The sequence below is a fragment of the Brevibacterium sp. CS2 genome, assembly GCF_005280295.1.
In the GTDB taxonomy this organism is placed as follows: Bacteria; Actinomycetota; Actinomycetes; order Actinomycetales; family Brevibacteriaceae; genus Brevibacterium; species Brevibacterium pityocampae.
In genome coordinates, this window is record NZ_CP040020.1 from 1,537,000 (window position 1) to 1,562,058 (window position 25,059).

Below are 25,059 nucleotides of genomic sequence, written 5' to 3' on the forward strand. Positions count from 1 at the left end.
CGAGTATCCGAACACAAGTGACCACTCGACGGGTACGGGGGCATCAGAGGTGCCGGAGGCGCTGGAGGCATGCACCCGGAAGGCTCTGAGACACATACAGAAGCCTCGGGACATACCCCTTGAGGCCCTGGACGCACGTTCCCGGTGGGGCAACTCGAGTGGTCACATTCGGCCGAGTACTCGCGAGTATCCGACCACAAGTGACCAGTCGATGGGTGCGGAGGCATCAGGGGGTGCCGGGTGCCGGAGGTGCGTCTCGGGTGGACGGGTAAATCGTGCCGGGTGTCGGGGGTGCAGGGCCGTGCAGGGTCTCGGAGGTGCAGGGCCGTGCCGGGTGGACGGGTAGGCCGAGTCGGGGGTGCAGGGCCGTGCCGGGCACAGGATCGAACCGGGCTCCGGTCAGTCGGCTTTGGTCTCGAAGTCGCCGAAGCGGGGGTTCCTGCCGAAGTACAGCAGTCCGGAGAGGATCGCGGCGATGAGCAGGATGCTCATGCCGATGAGGAATGGGAACGGTCCGAACTGCACGATGAGCGGGATCGCGGCCGCGGTGATGATGCCGCCGCCGAAGAACGGCTCGAACACGAGCTGCTTGTAGCCGAACGATTCGTAGGCCGGGCTCTTCCGGTTCGGGTCGGCCATCCGCATGAGGAGAAGGCCTGTCGCGGTGACGCCCATCGACTGGCCGAAGTCGCCGATGCCGCGCTCGAACCAGAAGCGGGAGATGTAGCGCGGGGCGAGCACGAAGAGGACGAACACGTTCCACGCGATGCCGACGACGGCGAGGATCGCGAAGGGACCGAAGTTGTTCGCGATCGCATCGAGGGACAGCGTGGCGAGCGCCGCGATGATGAGGAGGTCGAGCGAGGCGCCCTGGATCCGCTCCATGGTCCCGCGGTCGAGCAGGTCGCCGCGTCCGGTCCGGTCGATGACGAGCTGGATGATCACTCCACCGAGCATGGCGAGGGGGAACAGCGGGACGTAGGCGAAGATCTCGACGAAGTCGGCCCACAGTGCGCCCTCGATCGCCTGCATGCCCATGAGGAGGAGCTGGCCGATGACGATGGCGAGCCCGACGATGCCGATGTGGAGGGTGAGGGATTCGAGCGAGGAGGCCCGCACGGTGAGCTTGCCGCCCGAGGGCTGGTCGTCGCCGGCGTAGACGCCGCGCTGCTCGTCCTCGGGCAGCTCGGCCTTCGAGTCGAGGAACTGCGAGTGCCCGGTGCGGGCCGCCCAGTTGACCGCGATGACGCCGACGAGGATGCCGCTGACGATGCCGACGGTGGCCATCGCGAGCGCGAGGTCGCCGCCCTCCTCGAAGCCGAGCTCCGCCATCACCGGGGCCATGCCGGCCGCGGTGCCGTGCCCGCCCTCGAAGCCGATCTCGATGAGCGCGCCGAACATCGGGCTGATGTCGAAGAGAGGGACGAGGAGGAGCACTGCGACGAGGATGCCGACGACGTACTGACCGGCGCCGAAGGTCACGCCGAGGGACAGCTGCGGGCCGAGCAGGGTGACCGCGCGCTTGGGGGAGGGGATGGCCTCGCCGAGGAACATCGTGGCGAAGACGGCCGAGATGAGGAGGCCGGGGAGCTCGGACCACACGCTCATCACGTCGGCGCCGAACAGACCGCCCTCGGTGAGCGCGTCGAGGCCGACGAGACCGGCGAGCCGGCCGAGCACCTCGGGCCCGAGGATGAGCGCGATGAACCCGGCGATGATCGACACCGGGAGGAAGAGCTTCTGGGTCCAGCGGCTCCTGACACGGATCAGCGTGCCGACGATCGCGAGGATGCCGAGGAGAAGGAGGGCGAGGCCGACGATCGAAGGAGACATCTCAGGAGCCTTTCAGCAGACGGTCCGAGTACACACAGAATACAGGGAGGGTTGTCGACGGCGAGGTGGCCGGTCCGCCCGGTGACCACGAGGAAGTCCTCCGGGCCTCCTCGCGCGGCCGCCCGGCGCCGTCCGACCGGTGGGCACCGGCCTGGTTCGGTGCTGTGATCGTGATTACACTGGATCCACCTGCACCCACCGGGACACCGCCGTCCGCCGGGTGCACGCCTCGACCGAGGCGCGGATCCTGACCCCTGCGAGGTGCCGACAATGGCGAACCCGTCGAACGTGCTCAGAGCCCACGAGCAGCTCGACACCGGAGAGCTGACCGCGGTCAGCGGACTGCGCGAGATCGTGCGATCCTCCTGGCAGCGCTCGCTCGAGCACCGGCGCGACCCCGACCGCAGCAGCCCTGCCCATGCCCTCGACGCCCGGGCGCTCGCCGAGGCGCGCAGCGCCCACCCGCTGCGCCTCGTGCTGCCGGTGTTCGAGCAGCTCCTCGCCGCCCCCGCCGCGGGCACCGGTCTGCTCGTCGCGATCGCCGATGCCCACGGCCGGATGCTCTGGATCCTCGGGGACGACGACGCACTGCGCCGGGCCGCGGGCATGGGGTTCGAGCCGGGGATGGACTGGTCGGAGGAGTCGATCGGGACCTCGGCCCCGGGGACCGCGCTCGCCACCGGGTCATCGGTCCAGATCACCGGGCCCGAGCACTTCGCGCGCTCCGTCCACCCGTGGAGCTGCACCGCGGTGCCGATCCGCGATCCCCGCACCCGGCGGATCCTCGGCGTCGTCGATCTCACCGGGGACGAGAAGGCGGTCGCCCGCCACAGCCAGCCGCTCGTCGAGGCGGCGGTCGCCGCGGCACAGGCGGAGATGCGGATGCTGCTCCACCGGGAGGCGGACACGACTCAGGAGAGCGGATTCGTCCCCGAGCTCGGTGCCGCGACCGGCGGCCACCCCGGACCCGGCGCCCGCCCCGCACCCGGTGCCGGGCCCGAGGCGATCCCTGCCACCGCGCCCGGCTCGCTGTCCGTGCCCCGCGGCATCGGCGGCGGTGGCGTCCGTGCAGCGGCCGGATCCACGATCGTCGCCGGATCGGCGATTGCCGCTGACGCCACGACCACCGCCGGAATCGGGCTCACCGGCGGGACCGCGCTCACCTCCGGCGCCATGACCACCCTCGGCTTCCCGACCACTGCCGACCCTGCGGACACGCACAGCGCCCCGATCACCGCCGGCCCCGCAGCCGCACACGGCCCCGCAGCCGCACACGACTCCCCGGATGCACACCGCTCCGAACCGCTGCCGCGGGCGGTCGTCCGGCTCGTCGGCGGCACGGTGCCCCTGCTCGAGGTCCCCGGCGGCTCGGTGCGCCTGCGCCTGCGGCACGCCGAGATCCTCGCCCTGCTCGCACTGCACCCGGAGGGCGTGACGAGCGCGGACCTCGCGCACCTGCTCTCGGCCGACGGCGACCCGCTCACCGGGGTCACGCTCCGCGCGGAGATCACCCGCCTGCGCAAGGTGTTCGACCGGTGGTGCCCCGACACCGAGCTGCCTTCCCGTCCCTATCGCCTGCCGCCCGGGGTCACAGCCGACTTCACACGCGTCACCGCCGCGCTCGCGCGCGGGGACATCGGCGCCGCCCTCGCCGACTACCGGGGTGAGCTGCTGCCGGCCTCGGAGTCCGCGGCCGTCGGCGAGGAGCGCGTCCGGCTCGCGGCCGTGGTGCGGACCGCGGTGCTCGAGAGCGCCACCGCCGACGAGCTCTTCGACTACCTCCAGCGCCCCGAGGCCCGGCACGACGAGGAGGCGTGGCGCCTGGGGCTGCGGATCCTGCCCGCCCGGTCGCCCAAGCGCAGCCTCGTCGTCGCGCATCTCGAGGAGCTCCTCGGCGGAGGATGAGCGGACCGCGCTCCGCCGGGTCCCGAGCAGCCTCGCCGGCCGGACCGTGACCCGTCCTCGCCTCGTTGCAACCTTGAGGCAACCTCCGGCGCATTAGCGTGGACGCATCTCCCGGCAACGGTGCCGGGGACGGACACGATGACGACGAAGGAGTTGGCATGGTCGTTTACGCACAGCCCGGAACCGAGGGCTCGAAGGTCACGTTCAAGTCCCGCTACGACAACTGGATCGGCGGGGAATGGGTCGCCCCGGTCAAGGGGAACTATTTCGAGAACATCAGCCCCGTCAACGGCAAGCCGTTCTGCGAAGTGGCGCAGTCCACCGCGGAGGACATCGAGGTCGCCCTCGATGCCGCGCACAAGGCGGCGCCCGCCTGGGGGGAGACGTCCCCGGCCGAGCGCGGCGTCATCCTCAACCGGATCGCCGACCGGATCGAGGAGAACCTCCAGATGCTCGCGGTCGCCGAGACCTGGGACAACGGCAAGGCGATCCGGGAGCCGCTCAATGCGGACCTGCCGCTCGCCGTCGATCACTTCCGGTACTTCGCCGGGGCGATCCGCGCCCAGGAGGGCACGCTGTCCCAGATCGACGACGACACCGTGGCCTACCACTTCCACGAGCCGCTCGGCGTCGTCGGCCAGATCATCCCGTGGAACTTCCCGATCCTCATGGCGGTGTGGAAGCTCGCCCCGGCGCTCGCAGCCGGCAATGCGGTGGTGCTCAAGCCCGCCGAGCAGACCCCGGCATCGATCCTCGTGCTCGTCGAGCTCATCGGCGATCTGCTGCCCCCGGGCGTGCTCAACATCGTCAACGGCTTCGGCGTCGAGTGCGGCAAGCCGCTCGCCTCGAACAAGCGGATCCGCAAGATCGCCTTCACCGGCGAGACGACGACCGGCCGCCTCATCATGCAGTACGCCTCGCAGAACCTCATCCCGGTGACCCTCGAGCTCGGCGGCAAGAGCCCGAACATCTTCTTCGCCGACGTGGCGCGGGAGAAGGACGCGTTCTACGACAAGGCCCTCGAGGGCTTCGCGATGTTCGGCCTCAACCAGGGCGAGGTCTGCACGTGCCCGTCGCGCGCCCTCGTCCAGAAGTCGATCTTCGACGACTTCGTCGCCGCCGGCATCGAGCGCGTGAAGTCGGTCAAGCAGGGCAACCCGCTCGACACCGACACCCAGGTGGGAGCGCAGGCCTCGAACGACCAGCTCGAGAAGATCAAGTCCTACCTCGACATCGGCAAGCAGGAGGGTGCGAAGGTCCTCATCGGCGGCGAGCAGGCCCACCTCGACGGCGACCTCGCCGACGGGTTCTACGTCTCCCCGACGGTGTTCCAGGGCGACAACTCGATGCGGATCTTCCAGGAGGAGATCTTCGGCCCGGTCCTCGCGCTCACCTCGTTCGAGGACTACGCCGAGGCGATGGCCGTCGCCAACGACACCCTCTACGGCCTCGGCGCCGGCGTGTGGAGCCGTGAGGCGAACACCGCCTACCGGGCGGGCCGCGAGATCCAGGCCGGTCGCGTGTGGGTGAACAACTACCACAACTACCCCGCGCACGCGGCATTCGGCGGGTACAAGAGCTCGGGCATCGGACGTGAGAACCACCTGATGATGCTCGATCACTACCAGCAGACGAAGAACCTGCTGGTGAGCTACTCCGAGAACGCGCTCGGGTTCTTCTGAGCCGCGCCCGGCCGGGACGTCGAACGTCCCGGCCGGGTCCGCTCGCCCGGCAGCGGATCCGACGCCCCACCGGGCGCCCCCGGCCCCCTCGGCCGAGGTGCGACCGGGCCTCTGTCCCTCGTCGACCCGAGGGCATCCCTCGGCCGAGGCGTGATCGGGCCCGGCAGCGGACCCGCACCCCTCGGCACCCCGACGCATCCCTCGCCCGGTCCGGGACCCGCGCGATCGCGGAACCCGGCCCACCGTTCCCCCGTCCCGGTCACCGACGCCCGGGACGCACCACCCGACCCACCGACGCATCACCCGGGGACCCGTCTCCGATGAATCCCCGGCAGCGTCCCGACCCATCCCCGACAGAACCGACACGAGAAGGATGATCATCATGAAAGCAGCAGTGGTCGAACAGTTCGGCGATTCCATCACCGTCGATGAGAACGTCGAGAAGCCCACGCCCGGCCGCGGCCAGGCCCTCGTCAAGCTCATCGCCAGCGGCGTCTGCCACACCGACCTCCACGCCCTCCACGGCGACTGGCCGGTCAAGCCCGAACCGCCCTTCATCCCCGGCCACGAGGGCGTGGGAGTCGTCGAGGAGGTCGGCGAGGGCGTGACGTCCGTGGCGGTCGGCGACATGGTCGGCAACGCCTGGCTCGCCTCGGGCTGCGGGCAGTGCGAGTACTGCCGCACCGGCTGGGAGACCCTGTGCGAGCAGCAGACCAACGGCGGCTACTCCGTCGACGGCTCGTTCGGGGAGTACATGCTCGTCGACGCCGACTTCGCCGCGAAGATCCCCGAGGGCGCCGACCCGTACGAGGTGGCCCCGGTGCTGTGCGCGGGAGTCACCGTCTACAAGGGGCTCAAGCGGACCGAGGTGCGCCCCGGCCAGTGGGTCGTGATCTCCGGCATCGGCGGCCTGGGCCACATCGCGGTGCAGTACGCGGTCGCGATGGGCATGCGGGTCGTCGCGGTCGACGTCGCCGACGACAAGCTCGCCCTCGCGGAGAAGCACGGCGCGGAGCTCACCGTCAACGCCTTCGCGGTCGACCCCGCGGAGGAGATCCAGGAGAAGACCGGGGGAGCGCACGGCGTGCTCGTCACCGCCGTCCACCCGGCGGCGTTCCGCCAGGCGATCGACATGACGCGGCGCGGCGGCACGATCGTGTTCAACGGGCTGCCCCCGGGCGAGTTCCCGGCGCCGATCTTCGACATCGTCCTCAAGGGACTGACGATCCGCGGCTCGATCGTCGGCACCCGCCAGGACATGGACGAGGCGCTCGCCTTCTACGCCGCCGGCAAGATCAAGCCGACGTACAGCAAGCGCCCGCTCGAGGACATCAACGCCGTCTTCGACGAGATGGAGCACGGCAAGATCGAGGGCCGCGTCGTCATCGAGTACTGAGGCGCACGTCCGGGGCAGGTGAGGAACGCACCGGACGCCCCGAGGATCGCCCAGGCGGCCGTCGGCCCGTGGAATCGCAGTCGATTCCACGGGCCGACGGCCGCCTGCTGCATGCGCGTCGAGCGCGGCGGAGTCCGGCTCAGGCGCCTGACGGCTCAGGCGTCTGACTGCTCAGGCGTCGGAGGGGTGGGCGACCTCGTCACGGAGGCGGTGCTTGAGGAGCTTGCCGGACGGATTGCGCGGCAGCGCCTCGGTGACGATGACCTCGCGCGGGAGCTTGTACCGGGCGAGCTTGTCGGACAGGTGGTCGCGCAGCGTCTCGACGTCGAGCTCCGCGCCGTCCGCGGTCGTCACGACCGCCACCACCTGCTCGCCCCACTCCGGATCCGGTCGGCCGACGACCGCGACGTCGACGACGTCCGGGTGCGCGATGATCGCCTCCTCGACCTCGAGCGAATAGACGTTCTCGCCGCCGACGATGATGACGTCCTTCATCCGGTCGACGATGTAGAGGTAGCCGTCCTCGTCGATCCGGGCGACATCGCCCGAGCGGTACCAGTCGCCCTCGAACGCCGCCTCCGTCGCCGCGGGGTTGTCGAGGTAGCCGCGCATCCGGCAGTCCCCGGAGAACCAGATCTCCCCGGTCTCTCCCGGGCCCGCCTCGGTGCCGTCGGCCTTGACCACCCGCATCTCGTTGCCGACCATCGCCGCCCGGCCCACCGACCCGGCCTTGCGCACCTGGTCCTCGGGCGGGAGCAGGCACCCGGTGGGACCCATCTCGCTCATCCCGAAGAGGTTGTAGAACTGATCGGTGCCGTAGGTGTCGATGAGCATCTTCGCCGTCTCCCGATCGATCGGTGCGCCGCCGTAGGTCCAGCGGCGGACGGTGGAGAAGTCGTAGGAGGAGAAGTCGATGCCGAGCTTCTTCGCGGTGAGGATCGGGGCGACATAGGCGATCGTCGGTCCGAAGAAGGTGGTGATCCGCTCCGCGGCGAGGATCTTCATCGACTCCACCGGGTGGTACTCGCGCTGGAGGACGACCGTGCCGCCGACGAGCATCATCGGCATGAGGCTGATGTTGAGCGGTGCCGAGTGCCAGATCGGCATGCAGATGAGGAAGCGGTCATCGGCCCGGTAACCCATGTTGAGCGCGATGAGCATGGCGACCTGGGCGATGTTCCGGTGCGGATGGATGCAGCCCTTGGGGGCGCTCGTCGTGCCCGAGGTGTAGAGGACCTGGGCGACCGCCTCGTCGTCGAAGTCCGCGAGCTCCGCCGGGTCCGCAGGGGTCGCGGCGGCGAGCTGCGCGTCGAAGCTCTCCGGCTCCTCGGACTCAGTCGCGAGCCAGGGGATGTCCGGCGCCCCGGTGCGGGCGATCTCGGCGAGCTCCGCGCTGACGATGCCGAGCTTCGCCTTCGAGTGCCCGATCGTGTACGCGACCTCGGGCGGCTGCATCTTGTGATTCACCGGCACCACGGTGGCGCCGAGGTACCAGGCGCCGAAGGCGGCGTAGACGAACCCCGGCACGTTGAAGGTCATGATCCCGATGGTGTCCCCGGCCTCGATCCCGTTGGCGCGGAGCACGCTCGCCGCCCGCAGGGCGCGGTCGCGCAGGTCCCGATAGGCCACCCGCTCCGTGCCGTAGACGAGGGCCTCCTTGTCCGGATCGCGGCGGACGGAGGCGTCGAGCAGTGTGCTGAGCTTCATTGCTTCTCCTTGTGATCGGTGCCACACTGCAAATATTGAACCACGATTCAGTTCTTGCCGGAAGGGGGCCGGGTGTACCGGGAGACGACGCGGACGCGGGCCAACGCCGCCGCACGTCGTGCCCGGATCCGGCGAGCCGCACGCCATCTCGTGGCCGAGGGCGGATTCGGTGCGGCGAGCGTCGCCGAGGTCGCCCGCCGGGCCGGGTGCAGCACCGGGCTCGTCTACTCCTACTTCCGCAACCGCGATTCGCTCCTCGCCGCGGTGTTCGCCGAGGCCGCCGAGCACGAGCTCGAGGCCGTCGCCCGGGGGATCGCGGACGCCCGCACCCCGGAGGAGTGCGCCGGCGCGGTGGTCCGCGTGTTCATCGAGCGCGCCGTGGCCGGCCGCCGCCTCGCCCATGCCCTGCTCATCGAGCCCGTTCCGGAGGCGGTGCAGCGCGAGCGCCTGCGGCTGCGCCGGTCCTATGCCGAGCTCATCGCCGCCGGGCTGTCCCGGACGAGTGCCGGCGCGGGCCGAACGCCGATCGCCGGGCCGGACGCGGTGATCGCCGCGCGGGCGCTCGTCGGCACGATCTCCGAGAACCTCATCGACGTCCTCGACGACGCGCTGCCGAGCCCCGAGCCGCCGGCCGTCGACCACCTCGTCCGCGCGATCACCCGCCACTCCCGCCGAGCCCTAGGAGCGCCATGACCGTCACACACACCGTCCTCAACCAGTCCGCGCCCCGCACGGACGTCGACGAGTTCGCCCTCGACACCGCGCTGCAGGAGGCGGTGGCCCGGTACGCGCCGCAGGCGGACACGGAGGAACTCGGCCGGATCGGACGCGTCGTCGGCAGCGCCGGGTTCCAGGACGACGCACGCCTGGCGAACGAGCACACGCCCCGGCTCCACACCCACGACCGCTGGGGCCACCGGGTCGATGACATCGAGTTCCACCCCGCCTACCACCGGATCATCGACGAGTCCCTGCAGGCGGGCACCCACGCGCTCGCCTGGACGCAGGGCGGAGCCGGGGCCGAGGCGGAGCGCGCCGCCCGCTTCATGCTGTTCTCCCAGGTGGAGCCGGGGCACGCGTGCCCGGTGTCGATGACACACGCCGTCGTCCCCTCGCTGCGCGCCGACCCCGCGCTCGCGGAGTTCTGGGTGCCCCGGGCGACGGCCGCCGCCTACGACCCGCGCCACATCGACCCGGCGGAGAAGTCCGCGGTGACCTTCGGGATGGCGATGACGGAGAAGCAGGGCGGGTCCGATGTCCGCGCGAACACCACCACCGCGGTCCCGGACGGGGACGACCACCTCATCACCGGGCACAAGTGGTTCTGCTCCGCGCCCCAGTCCGACGCGTTCCTCGTCCTCGCCCAGCTGCCCGAGGGGCTCAGCTGCTTCGTCGTGCCCCGCGTGCTGCCCGGCGGCGAGCTCAACCCCTTCCGCATCCAGCGCCTCAAGGACAAGCTCGGCAACCGGTCCAACGCGTCCTCCGAGGTCGAGTTCGACGGCACCCGGGGCCGCTTGCTCGGCGAGCCCGGGCGCGGGGTGCGCACGATCATCGAGATGGTGTCGCGCACCCGGCTCGACTGCATCCTCGGCTCCGCGGCCGGCATGCGGCAGGGCGTCGCGGAGGCGGTCTGGCACGCCCGGCACCGCGCGGCGTTCGGCGCGACCCTCATCGATCAGCCGCTCATGCGCGCGGTCCTCGCCGACCTCCAGCTCGAGGCCGAGGCGGCGACCTGGACGGCGCTCCACATCGCCGGGGCGCACGATGCGGACGACGCCGCGGCGGGGGCGGATCCGGGGCGGTCGGCGGGATCCGAGCGCGCCGACTTCCGACGGCTCGCCACCGCGGTCGCGAAGTACTGGGTGTGCAAGCGCGGCCCGGAGCACGCCTACGAGGCGCTCGAGTGCCTGGGCGGCAACGGCTACACCGAGGCGTTCCCGCTCGCCCGACGCTACCGGGAGCAGCCGGTGATGGCGGTCTGGGAGGGGTCCGGCAACGTCATCGTCCTCGACGTGCTCCGCGCGCTCGCCCGGGAGCCGCACTCGGCGAAGGCATTCCTCGGCTTCCTCGAGACCGGCCTCGGCCGCCTGCTGGAGTACGACCGCGCCTACGAGGCGCTCGCCGGCGCGCTGCAGTCGGCGCTCACCGCGGTGTCCGGCGGCGACGCCGCGGCCCTCGCTGGGGTGCAGGGCGGCGGCAGGGTGCTCGTCGAGCAGATGGCGCTGCTCCTCCAGGCTGCGATCCTCCTCGGATCCGCGCCCGAGGCGGTGGCGACGAGCTTCGTCGCCGCCCGCCTCGGGGCCGATCGCGGGCGCGAGTACGGCGCACTGCCCGCCGGGGTCGACATCGACCTCCTCGTCGAGCGGGCGTAGGGAGCGATGCGGGTCCCGGGACGGCCGGCCGGGAACCGGGGCGCCGCACCCGAGGGACGGCACCCGAGGCGCGGAGCCGCGCCCGGGGAGCTGCACCCGGGGAGCGGCCGGCCGGGACCCGAGGCGCCGAACCCGAGGCGCAGCCGGCCGGGACCTCGCGGGAGCTCAGGAGCGCGAGCCCGACAGGGCCGGGGTGCGCGCCGGATCCGCTTCTGCGGCCCCCGTGTTCGCCTCGGCTGCCGCGGCCGACCGGTCGCCGAAGGCGCCGCGGTAGCGGGCGGCCGGGTGGCGGTCGGGGAGCCGGTCGTGGCCGAAGATCCGGCCGCGCAGCGTCGTCGCCTCGCCGTAGGAGGTCTTCGCCAGGCCGCGCTCCTGCAGGGTCGGCAGCAGGTGGTCGATGAAGTCGGTGTACGACTCCGGCAGGCGCCAGTTGACGACGTTGATGCCATCGACCCCCGCCCGCTGCCACTCGGCGAGCCGGTCGGCGATCTGCTCCGGGGTGCCGACGAGCGACTGGCCGATCATCCGGTTCCGGGCGAGGTCCCCGAGCACCGGCTCGCGGCCCGGGGTCGCCGCCCGCAGCCACTCGACGTGCCCGCGGCCGCCGTTGTTCGGGATGTCCTTGAGCGGGGTGTCGGCCGGCAGTCGCGTGCCGTCGGGCAGGATGCCGATCGAGGCGTGAGTCGCGTACCCGGTGTCGGAGGCGTAGTCGAGGAGGTCGCGGTTCTTCGCCTGCGCCTCGGCCTCGGTGCTGCCGATGACGAAGCTCATGCCCTGGAAGAACCGGATGTCGTCGCCGTGCCGGCCGTTCGCCACCGCCTGCTCGCGCGCCCCGTCGATGTGCTGCCGGGCGACGTCCGGGTTCGGGGTGGCGATGAACACCGCCTCCGCGTGCCGGGCGGCGAACGTGATGCCGCGCGGGGAGCCGCCGGCCTGGAACAGCAGCGGCGTGCGCTGCGGGCTCGGCGCCGGTAGGTGCGGGCCCTCGACCCGGTAGCGCTCGCCGACGTGGTGGATCTTGTGGATCCGGGCGGGGTCGGCGAACCGGCTGCCGGCCCGATCCTTGAGCAGCGCGCCCTCGTCCCAGGACCCCTCCCACAGCTTGTAGACGACGTCGACGTACTCGTCGGCCCAGTCGTAGCGGGCGTCGTGCTCGACGAGGCCGGGCAGCCCGAAGTTCCGGGCGGCGTTCTCCTGCGTCGAGGTCACGATGTTCCACGCGATGCGGCCCTTCGACAGGTGGTCGAGGGTGGAGATCTGGCGGGCGAAGTTGAACGGCGGGTTCTGCATGACGTTCGAGGTCGTCGCCAGCCCGATGTGCTCCGTCACCGCGGCGAGCGCGCCGAGCAGCACGGTCGGGTCGTTGCTCGGGATCTGCAGCCCCTCGTGGACGTTGTCGACGTAGGAGCCGTCGGCCGGCCCGTAGAGTCCGGACACGTCGGCGAAGAACATCGCGTCGAACAGTCCGCGCTCGAGCGTGCGTGCGAGGTCGAGCCACAGGTCGAGGCCCTGGTACTCGACCTGGCCGGCGTCCGGGTGGCGCCACTGGCCGTGCTGGATGTGGGACGGGGTGTTCATGAGGAAAGCGTTGAAGAGCAGCGGGCGGGTCATGGTGATCTCCTCGGTTCAGGTGTCGGGTTCGTTCTCGTGGTCAGGGTCGGGCGTGGTCGGAGGCGGGCACCGGCGGATCGTCGGGTATCTCCGGCGAGGGAGCGGGCGGTGGCGGTGGCCGCCGCCCGGTCGAGCGTGGTGAGCGAGTCGACGAGCGTGCGGGTGTAGGGGTGGGCGGGGGCATCGAAGATCGCGCTCGGGCTGCCGGACTCCACGACCCGCCCGTCCTTCATCACGAGCACCCGGTCGCTCAGATGGCTGATGACGCCGAGGTCGTGGGAGATGAAGAGGACGCTCGTCCCCAGATCCCGCCGCAGGTCGGCGAGCAGGTCGAGGATCTGCGCCTGGACGGACACGTCGAGGGCGGACACCGCCTCGTCGAGCACGAGGACGTCCGGTTCCGGGGCGAGCGCCCGGGCGATCGCGACGCGCTGCCGCTGCCCGCCGGACATCGTCGCCGGGTTCCGGCCGGCGACCTCGGGACCGAGTCCGACGAGCGCGAGGAGGCGGTGCACGTCGCCTCGGCCGCCCGGCAGCGCGTCGCGGATGACGCGCTCGACCGTGAAGCGGGGGTCGAAGGAGCTCAGCGGATCCTGGTGCACCACGGAGATCCGGGTGCGCAGGGCCCGGCGGTGCCGTTCGGACAGCGCCGACCACGGGTGCCCGAGGAGGATGACCTCGCCGGAGTCCGCGGTCTCGAGCCCGAGGGCGATGCGGGCGGTCGTCGACTTGCCGGAGCCCGATTCGCCGACGATGCCGAGGACCTCGCCGCGTCGGAGGCGGAACGACACGCCGTCGACGGCCCGCTGGGACGTCCCCCCGCGGCGGGGGAACACCCGGACGAGGTCGCGCACCTCGAGCACGACCTCCGTCGCCCGTTCCGCGGCGATCGCAGGGAGTGCCGCGGAGAGCTCCGGAACGGCCGGCACCGGGGCGGCCGGGCGGGCGTCAGGTGCACCGGATGCGCCGCCCGCACTCCCGGTGCCGCGTACTGCGACGGCAGGCGGGGCGGCCTCCGGGCCGCTCAGCCGCCGGCCGCGGGTGGCGGCGCTCGGCACCGCGCGGATGAGGGCCCGGGTGTACGGGTGCGCCGGGTCGGCGAGCACCCGGGCAACCGGTCCCTGCTCGACGACATGTCCGCCGCGCATGACGAGCACCTCGTCGGCGAGGTGGGCGACGACCGACAGGTCGTGGCTGATGAGGACGAGCGACCGACCGGCGGCCTTCATCTGCTCGAACACGCCGAGGACCTGCGCCTGGACGGTGACGTCGAGGGCGGTGGTGGGTTCGTCGGCGATGAGCACCTGCGGGCCGAGCGCGATCGCGGAGGCGATGAGCGCGCGCTGCCGGAGTCCGCCGGACAGCTCCCCGGGACGCTGCCGGGCGCGGACCTCCGGCTCGGGCACACCGGCGGCGGCGAGGAGCTCGACGACGCGACGACGGCGCGCGGACCGCGGGCCGGTGCCGTGGAGCCGGAGCGCCTCGGCGATCTCGGACCCCACGGGTCGCAGCGGATCGAGCGAGACGAGAGCGTCCTGGAGGACGAAGCCGATCTGCGCGCCGCGGATCCGGCGCCAGTCCCGTTCGCCCCGGGTGAGCAGGTCGTCGGAGCCGAGCCGCAGGGCGTCGGCGCGGACCTCGGCGCCGCGGCCGGGCAGGCCGACGAGCGTCCGGGCGGTGACGCTCTTCCCCGACCCCGATTCGCCGACGATCGCGACGCAGCGGCCGGGGTGGAGGTCGAAGGACAGCCCGTGGACGATCTCCCGGAGCCCGCCGTCGCGGCGGAATCCGACGTGGAGGTTCCTCACCCGCAGCCGCGGCTCGGTGGCGGCCGGGGAGGCGGGCCCGCCGGGAGCGCGTCCGCAACGGGAGGCGTCGGGAGGGCGGCGTGGCCCGGGCGGGCGGGTGCGAGGATCTCGGAGGTCATGTCAGTCTCCTGTCTCGAGGCGGTTCCGGATGGAGGTGCCGAGGGTGGTGGCGGCGAGGGCGAGCAGCGCGATGACGAGCCCGGGGATGATGACGAGCCATCCGGCTGCGGTGAGGTAGGTCCGCCCGGCATCGAGCAGCGCACCCCATTCCGGTGACGGCGGGGCGACGCCGAGGCCGAGGAAGGCGAGACTCGAGGCCCACACGATCGACTGGCCGATCGACATCGTGAAGATCCCGACGAGGGGGCGCAGCGCGTTCGGCAGGATGTGGCGGCCGATGATCCGCCGGCGCCCGTGTCCGAGCGCCGTGGCCGCCTCGACGTACCCGGAGGTGCGGACGGTGAGGAGCTGACCGCGCACGATCCGTGCGTACCCCGGTGCGGTGCCGACGCCGACCGCGAGCACGAGGCTCAGCGGGGACGGCCCGAGGGTCGCGATGAGGAGCAGCGCGAGGAGCAGGGTGGGGAAGGCGAAGAGGATCTCGATCGTGCGGTCGGCCACGCCGGACAGGATCCGGCCGGTGAGCGCAGAGGCCGCGGCGAGCAGCACCGCGAGCGTGAGGCTCACCGCCGCCGCCCCGAGCCCGATGAGGAGCGACAGCCCGGTGCCGTGGACCACGCGGGTGTAGAGGTCGCGGCCGAGCTCGTCGGTGCCGAACCAGTGCGCGGCCGAGGGCGCCTGCAGGGTGGCGCCGAGGTCGAGCGCCTCCGGGCTGCCCGGGGCGAGCAGGCCCGGCGCCACCGCGGCGAGCGCGAACACCGCGAGCGTCGCGGTGGCCGCGAGCGGGCCGAGGGGCGGGCGGCGGCGCGGACGCCGCGGGGCGCCAGCCTGGGGTGCGAGGGTCGCCTCGGCGCCGGGCACCGGGGTGGAGGACGGCGGGACGAGCGAACCCGGGGCGCCGGTCGGGGGTGCGGTGCGGGTGGGGATCAGCGGCGGGGTGGTCATGCTTTCAACCTCGGATCGATGAGGGCGGCGAGCGCATCGACCGCCAGGTTGACGAGGACGTAGAGGGCGGCGATGAGGACGATGATGCCGGTGACGACCGGGAGGTCCTGGGCCTCGATGGCGGACACGAGCACCCGGCCGATGCCGGGGCGGTTGAACACCGATTCGACGATGACGGCGCCGGACACGGTGGCGCCGAGCGCCCAGCCGGACAGGGTGAGCGGCGGGACGGCGGCATGGCGCAGCACGTGCCGCAGCCGCACCCCGAGGTCGCCCATGCCGCGCACCCGGGCCGACAGCACGAACGGCCGGGCGAGAGCGAGCTCGAACTCCGCCCGCGTGGCCTGCCCGAGGAACCCGGCGAGCGGGATCGCCAGCGTGAGCGCCGGCAGCAGGAGGGCGGCCGGCCCGTTCCCGCCGACGACCGGCACCCAGCCGAGCTCGAGGGCGAACACGAGGAGCAGGAGCACGCCGAGCCAGTACTGGGGCACGCTCGCGGCGAACACCTCGACCGTGGAGGCGAGGCTGCGGACGCGCGGGGAGCGGCCGGCGGTGAGCGTCACCCAGGCCACCATGAGCACCCAGGCGAGGACGAGCGCGGTGAGCGAGAGCGCCACGGTGGCGCCGAGCTGCTCGGCGATCATGTCCCACACCGGCCGGTGCTGCTGGTAGGAGACGCCGAGGTCGCCGCGGAGCAGCCCGCCGAGGTAGGACAGGTACTGCTCGAACGGTGGGGCGTCGAAGCCGTATTCGGCGTTGACCGGGGCGAGCTCGGCCGGGGTGCGCTCCTGCGTCTGGCCGGTGCGGAGGTTGAGGATCACCGCCGCCCGGTCGCCGGGCTGCGCGAGCTGGGCGAGGAACGCCACGGTGACCGCGCCCCACATGACGAGGAGCGCCGCGGCGAGTCGTCCCGGCCAGCGGCCGAGGTGCCGCGCCCACGAGGCGAGGTGCCGCGTCCAGGTCACGAAGCGGGCGAGCCCGGTGCGGGGCCGGGAGGGGCAGGGTGCGGGCTCCGGGCAGGGCGCCTCGGCGGCGGTCGGGGGCCGAGGTGCCTGCCGGGTGCGTGTCAGTCGACGAGGTGGGCGTCATGGAAGACCGGTCCTCCCTGTGAGTTCTCCTGGCGGAGGCCGTCGACGTGCGGACCGACGGCGAGCGTGCTCAGCCGGTCGTACACGCCGATCGACAGCGCGTGATCGGCGATGTGCTCCTGCGCCTGCCGGTAGAGGGCATCCTGCTCGTCCGGGTCGACGGCGGAGTTCGCCTCGCGGATCGTGGCCTCGAGCGCGGGGTCGTTGTAGAAGGCGGCGTTGGACGGGTTGGGGGACTCCGGGAGGTTCTGCCGCCAGTTGACGAGCAGGATGCCGGCGTTGACGGAGGTCCAGTAGCCGATGCTCACGTCGTAGTCCTCGGGCCCGGAGTAGGCGCCGGCGGCGGCCGCGCTCGGCGGGTAGGGGATGAGCTCGACCTCGAAGCCGACCTCCTCGGCGTACTGCTGGAGCCCCTGGATGATCGCCGCGCCGTCCTGGTTGATCGTGCTGTTGATCGCGTAGGGGAAGTCGATGTGGAGGCGCTCGCCGTCCTTGACGCGCACCCCGTCCTCGCCGACCTCCGACCAGCCGGCGGCGTCGAGGAGCTCCCGGGCGCGCTCGGGGTCGTAGGAGTAGCGGGCGGCGGCCTCCTCGCTGTAGGCCGGGGTGGAGCGGCTCACCGGGCCGTTGCCCTCGTAGGGGATGACCCCGCGGCCCACCGCCTCGACGACGGATTCGCGGTCGAGGCTGTAGGCGAAGGCCTGTCGCACGCGCTCGTCGGCGAACGGCCCGCGGCCGGTGTTGAAGCTCAGCTGCTGGGGGCGGCCCGGGGTGATGTAGCGGTGGAGCTCGTAGCCCTCGGACTCGAGCGCGGACCACTCGAAGGCCTGGATGTCGTAGATCGCGTGGACCTCGCCGGAGCGCAGCGCCGCGGTGCGGGCGGTGGGGTCGGTGATGAAGCGCCAGTCGACGCGCGCCACCCGGGCCGGCCCCTGCACGGCGGCGTTCGCCGGCGCCCAGTCGTAGTCGTCGCGGCGGTCGAGGACGATGTTCTGGCCGCGGTTCCATTCGGTGACGGTGAAGGGGCCGGAGCCGATCGGCTGCCGGCAGTTCTCCTCCGCGGTCCGCTCCGCCAGCGCGGCCGGCGACTGGAGACCGAAGTAGGGCTGGGTGAGGTTCTCCGCGAACCGGGGGTAGGGCTGGGAGAGCGCGACCTCCACGGTGGTGGCGTCGAGCGCGCGGGCGGAGTCGACGTAGGGGCCGATCCACACCTGCGCGGTGCCGTTGCCGCCGGCGAGCCAGTAGTCGATGTTGTCGACGATCGCCTGCGCGTCGACCGGTGTGCCGTCGGAGAAGGTGGGCCCCTCCTGGAGGGTGAAGGTCCAGGTCAGGTGGTCGGCGGACTCGTGCCAGTCGGTGGCGAGCCAGGGGACCACGTGGCCGTCCTCGTCGAGGGAGACGAGCCCGTCGAGGACCTGGTGCGAGAGATAGCCCTGCTCGATCCAGCCGCCGTACACGCAGGGCGGCTCCTGCTGGTGGCCGTAGACGAGGGTGCCCTCGGCGACCGGTGCCGGATCCGGGCCGGCGCCGGAGGAGGCGACGAGCTCGGTGCCCGGGGCCGAGCAGCCCGCGAGCACCGCCATCATCGCCAGTCCGGCTCCGATGCGTGCGGACGGTCTCGGTGTGCGCATGGCGGCCTCTCCTCCTGGTCGACGGTGTCGGGCGGGCTGCGCGCCGTGCTGTGCGGCGGCCCGATCCGAGCGGTGACGCCACCGTACGGAGGCGCCGCCGGCCGGTGATGCGGTCGCGGACGCGCGGCGACGCGGTCCGTCACACGGGCGTCATCCGCCGTCGCACGATGACGGGGGATGACGGCGTGCATCGCACCGGCCGCCCGCAGCGGCGCAGCTGTGGCAGGGGGCCGGGGCGCCGCGGACTGCGTCGATAGACTGCCCGCATGTCTGATTTCGTCGACCGCCGCTACGCCGCCGTCCGCACCCTCGCCGCCGAATCGCTCATCTCCGAGGACCAGCCGGTGGTGGGCATCATCGACACCGAGGCGGTCGCCGCGCAGATCGATGCCCTGCGGTGGGCATTCAGCTCGATCCCGGAGACCCAGCACATGGTCGCGTGCAAAGCGGTGACGCTCGTCCCGCTCCTGCGGTTCCTCGCGGACCGCGGGATGGGGGTCGAGGTCGCGAGTCCCGGCGAGTTCGCGATGGCGCAGGCCGCCGGCTTCCCGCCGGAGCGGATCGTCCTCGATTCGCCGGCGAAGACGGTGCCGGAGATCCGCCACTGCCTCACCGTCGGCGCGGCGGTGAACATCGACTCCTATCAGGAGCTCGCCCGGATCGAGTCACTGCGGGCGGAGATCGACACGCGCTCGGTCATCGGGGTGCGGGTCAATCCCGTCGTGGGCTCCGGGTCGATCGGGGAGATGAGCACCGCGACCACGACGACGAAGTTCGGCATCCCGCTCATCGACGAGGCCTCCCGGCAGGAGCTCGTCGACACGATCGCCGCCCGGCCGTGGATCACCCAGCTCCACGTCCACTCCGGCTCACAGGGCGTCGCGCTCGACCTCGCCGCCGAGGGCATCAGCCGCATCGTCTCGCTCGCCGAATCCGTCACTGCGGCGGCCGGGTTCCAGCAGATCACGCGGATCGACATCGGCGGGGGTCTCACCGTGAACTTCGGCTCCGATGCGATCACCCCGACCTTTCACGAGTACGCCGAGGTCCTCGAGCAGGCGGTGCCCGAGCTCTTCAGCGGCAGGTACACGGTCCTCACCGAGTTCGGCCGCTCGCTGCTCGCCAAGGCCGGGTCGATCGCCACCCGCATCGAGTACACCAAGCAGGTGGGCCAGCGGGAGTTCGCGATCGGCCACGCCGGTGCGCAGACGGCCACCCGCACCGTGTTCATGCCGCAGGCCTGGCCGCTGCGGGTGAGCGCCTTCCACGCCGACGGCACCCCGAGCCGCAACGACAACCGGATCCAGGACCTCGCCGGACCCTGCTGCTTCAGCGGGGACATGATCGGCCGGGGGTACGCCATCCCCGAGCTCGAACCCGGCGACATCGCCCTCATCCACGACACCGGCGCCTACTACTTCTCGACCCCCTTCGCCTACAACGCGCTGCCGCGCATCCCGGTCTACGCCTACACCTCGGACGGGTCGACGGCGAAGTTCACCTGCATCCGCCGTCAGCAGACCGTCGCCGAGCTCCTCGCCGAGGCGGGGGAGGACGTCCGCCTGTGAGGTGCCACCCGTGCCGGTGAGCCCGCTGCCGCCGCGTGCGGGGATCTCCGCGAACCGGCTGCGCGCCCCCGGCGGTCGGCAGACCCACGCGCGGTCGGGCGACCCGGTGCCGGCGACGGTCGGGGAGTGGCTGCGCACGGAGTTCCCGAACGCCTCGGATGCCGACATCGCCGGCCTGCTGCGGCAGTCGGACGAACCGGTGGTCGGTCCACCGAACACTCGGTCGAACGGGCTTTCGGACAGGCCGCGCGACAGCCGGAGTGACGCGCAGGCCGACGAAACGGAGGTGCGTGCCGGACAGATGTGCGACGCGGCCGGGCGCCCGGTGACGGCCGCGGATCCGGTGGTCCCCGGCGGGTTCTACTGGTTCCACCGCCCGGTGCCGCCGGAGGAGCGGATCCCGTTCGAGGTCGGCATCGTCCACGCGGATGCGGACCTCCTCGTCGTCGACAAGCCCCACTTCCTCGCGAGCACCCCGAACGGCCGGTTCGTCCGCGAATGCGTCGTCACCCGGCTGCGGGTCGAGCGCGAGGAGCCCGACCTCGTGGCGATCCACCGCCTCGACCGCGTGACCGCCGGGCTGCTCGTGCTGTCCCGCCGGCCGGAGACGCGCGGCGCCTACCAGCGGCTGTTCCAGGACCGGCGGGTGCGCAAGACCTACCGGGCGCTCGCCGAGGTGCCCGCGGGGTTCGACGGCTGGGAGGCCCCGCGGCCCGGCGAGGAGTGCGTGCGCCGGATCGAGCGCTGGAGCCGGTTGGAGAAGGAGCCGGGGACGCGGCAGATGCTCGAGGTGCCCGGCGAGCCGAACGCGCACAGCACCATCGAGTACCTCGGTGCGGCAGGGCGCCTCGGCGATTTCCGGCTCACCCCGCACACGGGGAGGACGCACCAGCTGCGGGTCCACATGAATGGCCTGGGCCTGCCGATCCTCGGCGACCCCGTGTACCCGGTGGACCTCGCGCCGGACCCCTACGACTTCTCCTCGCCCCTGCAGCTGGTCGCCGAGAAGCTCGCATTCACCGACCCGCTCACCGGCGAGCCCCGCGAGTTCACGAGCCGACTGACGCTGAGCGGTGCCTTGGGCTGCACCGGAAGGCGGTGCTGCGGGCTGACGCTGCGCGGTTCCTCTGACTGAACCGGAAGGCGGTGCTGAGCGGTTCGTCTGGCTGACACCGTGCGGTGCCGTGGGCTGACACTGAGCGGTTCGTCGGGCTGACGCTGCGCGGGTCCTCCGCCCGACCGTCGGCGTCGAGACGGTCCGAGCCCCGTCGATCTGCCACTTCTGCTCGATCCACACGTCGACCTGCCGCTTGTGCTCGACTTCAGCGACATTTCTCGTGCACAACTGGCAGGTCGATGAGAAATACAGTGGTGAGCCATAGCGCAGGGGAGCATCGCAGGTGAGGAGGAGTCGGGATGCCCAGTGCGGGTCTCGGTGCAGATCGGGAACACCCTCGTCACACCGCGGCGGGCTCGGCACGGAATACTGAGGGCATGAGCAATCGGTACGGACCGCACGCGCACCCGGACCCCTCCGGGCACCCGCAGCAGGGGCGACCCGACCCCGCGCGAGGTGGTAAAGCCGGGCGCACCGCAACCGCGCCCCGACGCCCCACCGCCGCCGCGTCCCGGGGACCCGCGCAACCGACCGTCCGGTGCACCCGCGCCCCGGCCTGCCCATGCGATGCCGCCGCGCCCGCCTGGGCCGCCCCCGGGCACTCCGCCGATGCCGACCGGCACACCGAACGCGTCCCCGATGCCGACCGGCACGCCGAATGCGTCCCCGATGCTGAGCAGGCGCACCCCACTCCTCGCCGAACCCTGCGGACCGACCTGCCCGACCCCCGAGTCCACCCCGGCCCTCCCACCGCTGCAGGCGTGACTCCCTCGGGTAGGCAGGACCGCGTTCCACTGCCCGCGCCCTCCCGCGCGCCGAACAGGGCCGCCACGGGCGGAGCCGCACGGACCAGCGCCCACGACGAGACCCGGACCCCGACCTGGGGCCGCGACCTCGGCCGGAACGTCATCCTCTCCGTCATGGTGACCGTGCTCTCCGCCTTCATCGTCTTCGCCACTTCGACCGGTCTCATGAAGGACCGGCAGTGGGAGGAGATCACGGAGGTCGGCCTGTTCGCGGCGATCATGACCGCAGTGTTCGGGTGGATGTTCCCGTTCCTCATGGCCGAGTTCAAACGCAACGACTCCGGGTTCCGGCGCGAGGGACTGTTCCCGCTCATGCTCGTCTCAGCCCTGCTCGGCACCGCAATCCTCACCCTTTCGAGCGTCCTGTGGCCGTGGATCGGGACGCTCCACCCGGAGACCGGACAGCTCACCGAGCTCGTCGGGCACCACCCGGTGGGCCTGTTCTACACCGCGGCGATGTATTTCACCGCCGCGATGATCTCCTGCGCGTTCTTCGTGCTCATGTCGACGGCGCCGTTCGCCGTCATGGTCCCCCAATCCGCGCCCTGGCTGGGGACGGTCCTCACGCTGCTCGGCTACCTCGGGCTCAGCGGCGGGTACATCGGCGTGGCGATCTGGCTCGGCCTGCGCGATCCGAGCGCCGGGGGCCTCCTGTTCCTCGCGGTGTGCGTGCCGGTGAGCGTGCTCCTCTGCGCCGCCGGCATCGGGCTCACCCAGCGTGTGCGCCTCCCGGAGATCGTGGTCAGCCGGTGAACGGTCCGCCACCCCGACCGCCGCGACCTCCTCGACCTCCGCGGCCGGCTCGGCCGATGCCGGGTCCGCTGCACCCCGATCACGCGCCTCCCGGCCCTGGGCACGGTCACCCCACCCGGCCTCGCGGCAGGTACTCGACTTCGCGCGGCACGCGGCCCGCCCCGCCGTGGGGGCTCGACCTCGTCCGACCGCTGCTCTTCGTCCTCGCCCTCGCCGTCATCAGCGTGCCCGGCGTCTGGCTCGCTGACTCCGGTGTGCTGACCAACAGGGCGGGCAACCCCATCGACGACATCGGGCTCTACGCCGCGGGGTGGACCGCCGTGCTCGGCACGATCCTGCCGATCTTCCGCGGGAACCCGAAGCGCGCCGACCGCGGCCTCCGCCGCACCGGTCTGGTGCCGCTCGTCATCGTGATCGCCGTGATCGCCGCGCTCGCCGCGCTCGTCATGTGCATCATGAGCCTGCTGTGGCCGTTCGTCGGCGACTTCCCGGCCGCGACCGGGGAGCTCGCCGACCGTGCCGGCGGCGATCCGGCCGGGGTGCTCACGACGTTCCTGCTCATGAGCACGAGCGGGATCCTCGGGATGACGTTCTTCGCCGTCCTCACCGTGCACGACCCGCCGCACCCGGCGCGGATCTGGGGCACCCTGGGTTGGATCGGCAGTGCGGTCGCCTACATCTGGCCGGCGATCATCGTGGTGATGCGCCCGGCCTCCTGGGGAGGGATGGTGTTCCTCCTCAGCTGCTTCGCCGCCGTGGTGGTCTGCATCGTCGTCCTCGGCGCCGTGCAGCGGAACCGGCCTGGCCCCCACGGCCGAGGTGGGGCGCACGGTCGATCCGTCCCGCGCCGCCGGCCCGACGTCCGCCGGTGAGCTGGATTCCACTCCCATCGACCTGCCATTTCTGCACGCATTCCGACCCCGAGATCGAGCACAATCGGCAGGTCGATGGTCTTGACCGCCAGGTCGACGGGGCGACGGCTGCGGGGCGTCCGGGGATGGTGCAGATCCGCATCACCGTCGGCACATCTGTGCGACCGGGCCGCGGAATACTCGAGGGCATGACAGGACGGAGATCATGAGCGGCCGGCAGTTCTCCTCCCACGGGCATCGGCCTCCGCCGCCGACCCCACCGTGGGGACCCCCGCCTCCGGGCCGACCGCCCATGCCGCAGCCCATGCCTCCGCCGGGCAGACCCGCGATGTCGCCGCCGCCGCGCCGGAACCCGCATCCGCGCCACCGCCCGATGCCGCCCCGGCACCCCGTCCGGCCGCACCGACCGCACCCGGGGCACTTCCACGGCGGCGCCCAGCACGGCGAACCCGCTCCGAGCTGGATCGCGGACCTCCTGCGGATGATCGGGTGGGCGATCGGCGTCGCCGTGCTCGTCGCGCTGGTGCTGTGGGGTGCGGAGGCCGGTGTCCTGCGGAGCCGGCGCGGCGAGGCCATCGATGACTTCGGCGTGTTCGCCGTGATCCTCACCCTGGTGTGCGGCGCCGCACTGCCGTACCTCACGGGGGAGAAGGGTCGCGCCGACCGCGGGTTCCGGTTGACCGGGCTCATCCCGCTCGTCCTGATCTCCGCTCCGATCTCCGCTGCAGTGCTCGCCGCCTCGAGCCTCGTGTGGCCGTGGATCGGCACCTTCGACGCGGGCTCGGACAGTTTCATCCAGACCGCCGGAGCCACCGGCGCCGGACTGCTCTTCACCTTCGCGGTGCACCTCACGGCAGCGCTCCTCGCCTACCCGTTCTTCGTGCTCCTCAGCATCGTCCCGTTCCCGCACCCCGGGGCCTGGCTGGGCCTGCTCGGCTGGTTGGGCGTGAGCGGGATGTGCGCCGTCATCGCGTTCGTGATCGGGCTGGGTCCGCCCACCGGCGGCCGCCTGCTCGTGCTCGCGGCGTGCGTGCCGGTGGCCGCGGTCGTCTGCGTGATCGGCCTCGGCCTCGCCCAGGGCCTGCTGAGGCGGAGCGCTGCCGCGATGCCGTACCGGGCCTGAGCCCGCCGGGTGTCAGCTCAGGCGGGCGAGCCGGTGCTCGAGCCCGAGCTTCACCGTCGGCCATTCGGCGGCGGTGATCGAGAACACCACGGTGTCGCGCAGCACCCCGTTGAACAGCTGGTGCGAGCGCAGCACTCCGTCCTGCTTGGCGCCGAGCTTCGCGATCGCCGCGCGCGACTGGAAGTTGTGGAAGTGCGTGCGGAACTCCACCGCGATGCAGTCGAGGTCCTCGAACGCGCGGGAGAGCATGAGCAGCTTGGCCTCCGGATTCACCCGCGAGCCCTGCACCGTCGGCGACAGCCAGGTCGAGCCGATCTCGAGGCGCCGGTTCGCCGCATCGATGTTCATGTACGTCGACATGCCCACCGGGGTGCCGCCGTCGAGCACGGTGAACGGCGCCATCGTGCCCTGCTCCTGCAGGCCCAGGCGCCGGTCGATCTCCGCCGGCATCGCCTCGGCCGTGGGGACGGAGGTGACCCAGGTCGAGGGGAGGTCGCCGGCCGCCCGGCTCAGCGCCTCGGCGTGGGCGGGGGTGAGCTGCGTGAGGGTGACGCGCTCGCCGGTGAGATCCGGGGCGGAGGCGAAGGCGCGGGCATCGGGCGAGGTCATACCGGCAGTGTACGTGCGGACCGCCGCCGAGGGGAGGGTGCGCGACCCCGGCCCGAGCCGGTCCGCCAGGGGCAGGGCCGGTCCGCTGGGGCCGGTGCCGAGGCGGAGGGCTC

At 72.3% G+C, this 25,059-nt stretch carries 18 protein-coding genes; 10 read left to right on the top strand and 8 right to left on the bottom strand.

From position 1 onward, the window contains the following. Positions 1-399: 399 nt before the first annotated feature. Positions 400-1,833: a sodium/glutamate symporter gene (locus FDF13_RS06825; protein ID WP_137319003.1), complete on the bottom strand. Its 1,434-nt coding sequence runs from the start codon at positions 1,831-1,833 to the stop codon at positions 400-402. Between the two features lie 270 nt (positions 1,834-2,103). On the opposite strand from FDF13_RS06825, the gene FDF13_RS14745 reads away from it, so the two are divergent. From FDF13_RS14745 to adhP, 3 genes are all read left to right on the top strand, one after another. Further along, positions 2,104-3,738: a helix-turn-helix domain-containing protein gene (locus FDF13_RS14745; RefSeq protein WP_175406892.1), complete on the top strand. Its 1,635-nt coding sequence runs from the start codon at positions 2,104-2,106 to the stop codon at positions 3,736-3,738. 158 nt (positions 3,739-3,896) lie between these two features. Next, complete coding sequence (locus FDF13_RS06835; RefSeq protein WP_101653403.1) at positions 3,897-5,420, top strand: aldehyde dehydrogenase family protein; 1,524 nt, start codon at positions 3,897-3,899, stop codon at positions 5,418-5,420. A 373-nt stretch (positions 5,421-5,793) separates the two neighbouring features. Further along, positions 5,794-6,816 carry an alcohol dehydrogenase AdhP gene (gene adhP / locus FDF13_RS06840; protein ID WP_101653404.1) on the top strand — a complete coding sequence of 341 codons (1,023 nt, stop codon included), beginning with the start codon at positions 5,794-5,796 and terminating at the stop codon, positions 6,814-6,816. A gap of 171 nt (positions 6,817-6,987) precedes the next feature. Here the strand turns inward: adhP and FDF13_RS06845 are convergent, their stop codons facing one another. Next, positions 6,988-8,523, bottom strand: a complete 1,536-nt coding sequence (locus FDF13_RS06845) for a class I adenylate-forming enzyme family protein (RefSeq protein ID WP_137319004.1) — start codon at positions 8,521-8,523, stop codon at positions 6,988-6,990. A 72-nt stretch (positions 8,524-8,595) separates the two neighbouring features. Here FDF13_RS06845 and FDF13_RS06850 point away from each other — a divergent pair, with 72 nt between their 5' ends. Next, a complete protein-coding gene (locus tag FDF13_RS06850; protein ID WP_137319005.1) occupies positions 8,596-9,216 on the top strand; it encodes a TetR/AcrR family transcriptional regulator in 621 nt (206 codons plus the stop codon). Beyond that, positions 9,213-10,895 (top strand): acyl-CoA dehydrogenase family protein, encoded by a 1,683-nt coding sequence (locus FDF13_RS06855; protein ID WP_137319006.1) that lies wholly within the window; start codon positions 9,213-9,215, stop codon positions 10,893-10,895. The genes FDF13_RS06850 and FDF13_RS06855 overlap by 4 nt, the downstream gene beginning before the upstream one ends. Before the next feature lie 165 nt (positions 10,896-11,060). On the opposite strand, the gene FDF13_RS06860 is transcribed toward FDF13_RS06855, so the two are convergent. The 5 genes from FDF13_RS06860 to FDF13_RS06880 form a co-directional block, all read right to left on the bottom strand. Next, the gene (locus FDF13_RS06860; protein WP_137319007.1) at positions 11,061-12,506 is read right to left on the bottom strand and encodes an LLM class flavin-dependent oxidoreductase; all 1,446 of its coding nucleotides are present in this window, start codon (positions 12,504-12,506) and stop codon (positions 11,061-11,063) included. Continuing rightward, positions 12,503-14,314: an ABC transporter ATP-binding protein gene (locus tag FDF13_RS06865; protein ID WP_254668945.1), complete on the bottom strand. Its 1,812-nt coding sequence runs from the start codon at positions 14,312-14,314 to the stop codon at positions 12,503-12,505. The genes FDF13_RS06860 and FDF13_RS06865 overlap by 4 nt, the downstream gene beginning before the upstream one ends. A 120-nt stretch (positions 14,315-14,434) precedes the next feature. Continuing rightward, positions 14,435-15,379 carry an ABC transporter permease gene (locus FDF13_RS06870; protein WP_137319009.1) on the bottom strand — a complete coding sequence of 315 codons (945 nt, stop codon included), beginning with the start codon at positions 15,377-15,379 and terminating at the stop codon, positions 14,435-14,437. Next, entirely contained in the window at positions 15,376-16,344 is a 969-nt protein-coding gene (locus FDF13_RS06875) for an ABC transporter permease (protein WP_245873757.1), read from the bottom strand. Before FDF13_RS06875 ends, FDF13_RS06870 begins: the two co-directional genes overlap by 4 nt. Before the next feature lie 101 nt (positions 16,345-16,445). Then, a complete protein-coding gene (locus FDF13_RS06880; protein WP_137319010.1) occupies positions 16,446-18,098 on the bottom strand; it encodes an ABC transporter substrate-binding protein in 1,653 nt (550 codons plus the stop codon). A 266-nt stretch (positions 18,099-18,364) separates the two neighbouring features. On the opposite strand from FDF13_RS06880, the gene FDF13_RS06885 reads away from it, so the two are divergent. The 5 genes from FDF13_RS06885 to FDF13_RS06905 all read left to right on the top strand — a co-directional run bounded on the left by FDF13_RS06885 (position 18,365) and on the right by FDF13_RS06905 (position 24,337). After that, positions 18,365-19,666, top strand: coding sequence for a diaminopimelate decarboxylase (locus FDF13_RS06885; RefSeq protein WP_137319011.1), 1,302 nt, complete (start codon positions 18,365-18,367; stop codon positions 19,664-19,666). A gap of 10 nt (positions 19,667-19,676) precedes the next feature. Then, positions 19,677-20,801 (top strand): pseudouridine synthase, encoded by a 1,125-nt coding sequence (locus tag FDF13_RS06890; protein ID WP_245873759.1) that lies wholly within the window; start codon positions 19,677-19,679, stop codon positions 20,799-20,801. A gap of 743 nt (positions 20,802-21,544) precedes the next feature. Beyond that, on the top strand, positions 21,545-22,342 hold the full coding sequence (locus tag FDF13_RS06895; RefSeq protein ID WP_137319012.1) for a hypothetical protein: 798 nt from the start codon (positions 21,545-21,547) through the stop codon (positions 22,340-22,342). Between the two features lie 56 nt (positions 22,343-22,398). Then, on the top strand, positions 22,399-23,214 hold the full coding sequence (locus tag FDF13_RS06900; RefSeq protein ID WP_101653414.1) for a hypothetical protein: 816 nt from the start codon (positions 22,399-22,401) through the stop codon (positions 23,212-23,214). Positions 23,215-23,587: 373 nt separating this feature from the next. Then, on the top strand, positions 23,588-24,337 hold the full coding sequence (locus FDF13_RS06905; protein ID WP_101653415.1) for a hypothetical protein: 750 nt from the start codon (positions 23,588-23,590) through the stop codon (positions 24,335-24,337). Positions 24,338-24,349: 12 nt separating this feature from the next. Here the strand turns inward: FDF13_RS06905 and FDF13_RS06910 are convergent, their stop codons facing one another. Next, positions 24,350-24,946, bottom strand: a complete 597-nt coding sequence (locus FDF13_RS06910) for a GNAT family N-acetyltransferase (protein ID WP_101653416.1) — start codon at positions 24,944-24,946, stop codon at positions 24,350-24,352. Between the last annotated feature and the right edge of the window lie 113 nt (positions 24,947-25,059).

Excerpts from the sequence above, each read along its gene's own strand:
- FDF13_RS06900 (WP_101653414.1), top strand. The coding sequence starts at position 22,399 with ATGCCGGGTCCGCTGCACCCCGATCACGCGCCTCCCGGCCCTGGGCAC.
- FDF13_RS06885 (WP_137319011.1), top strand. The coding sequence starts at position 18,365 with ATGTCTGATTTCGTCGACCGCCGCTACGCCGCCGTCCGCACCCTCGCC.
- FDF13_RS06860 (WP_137319007.1), bottom strand. The coding sequence starts at position 12,506 with ATGACCCGCCCGCTGCTCTTCAACGCTTTCCTCATGAACACCCCGTCC.
- FDF13_RS06870 (WP_137319009.1), bottom strand. The coding sequence starts at position 15,379 with ATGACCACCCCGCCGCTGATCCCCACCCGCACCGCACCCCCGACCGGC.
- FDF13_RS06905 (WP_101653415.1), top strand. The coding sequence starts at position 23,588 with ATGCCGCCCCGGCACCCCGTCCGGCCGCACCGACCGCACCCGGGGCAC.
- FDF13_RS06910 (WP_101653416.1), bottom strand. The coding sequence starts at position 24,946 with ATGACCTCGCCCGATGCCCGCGCCTTCGCCTCCGCCCCGGATCTCACC.
- FDF13_RS06855 (WP_137319006.1), top strand. The coding sequence starts at position 9,213 with ATGACCGTCACACACACCGTCCTCAACCAGTCCGCGCCCCGCACGGAC.
- adhP (WP_101653404.1), top strand. The coding sequence starts at position 5,794 with ATGATCATCATGAAAGCAGCAGTGGTCGAACAGTTCGGCGATTCCATC.
- FDF13_RS14745 (WP_175406892.1), top strand. The coding sequence starts at position 2,104 with ATGGCGAACCCGTCGAACGTGCTCAGAGCCCACGAGCAGCTCGACACC.
- FDF13_RS06845 (WP_137319004.1), bottom strand. The coding sequence starts at position 8,523 with ATGAAGCTCAGCACACTGCTCGACGCCTCCGTCCGCCGCGATCCGGAC.
- FDF13_RS06880 (WP_137319010.1), bottom strand. The coding sequence starts at position 18,098 with ATGCGCACACCGAGACCGTCCGCACGCATCGGAGCCGGACTGGCGATG.
- FDF13_RS06835 (WP_101653403.1), top strand. The coding sequence starts at position 3,897 with ATGGTCGTTTACGCACAGCCCGGAACCGAGGGCTCGAAGGTCACGTTC.
- FDF13_RS06825 (WP_137319003.1), bottom strand. The coding sequence starts at position 1,833 with ATGTCTCCTTCGATCGTCGGCCTCGCCCTCCTTCTCCTCGGCATCCTC.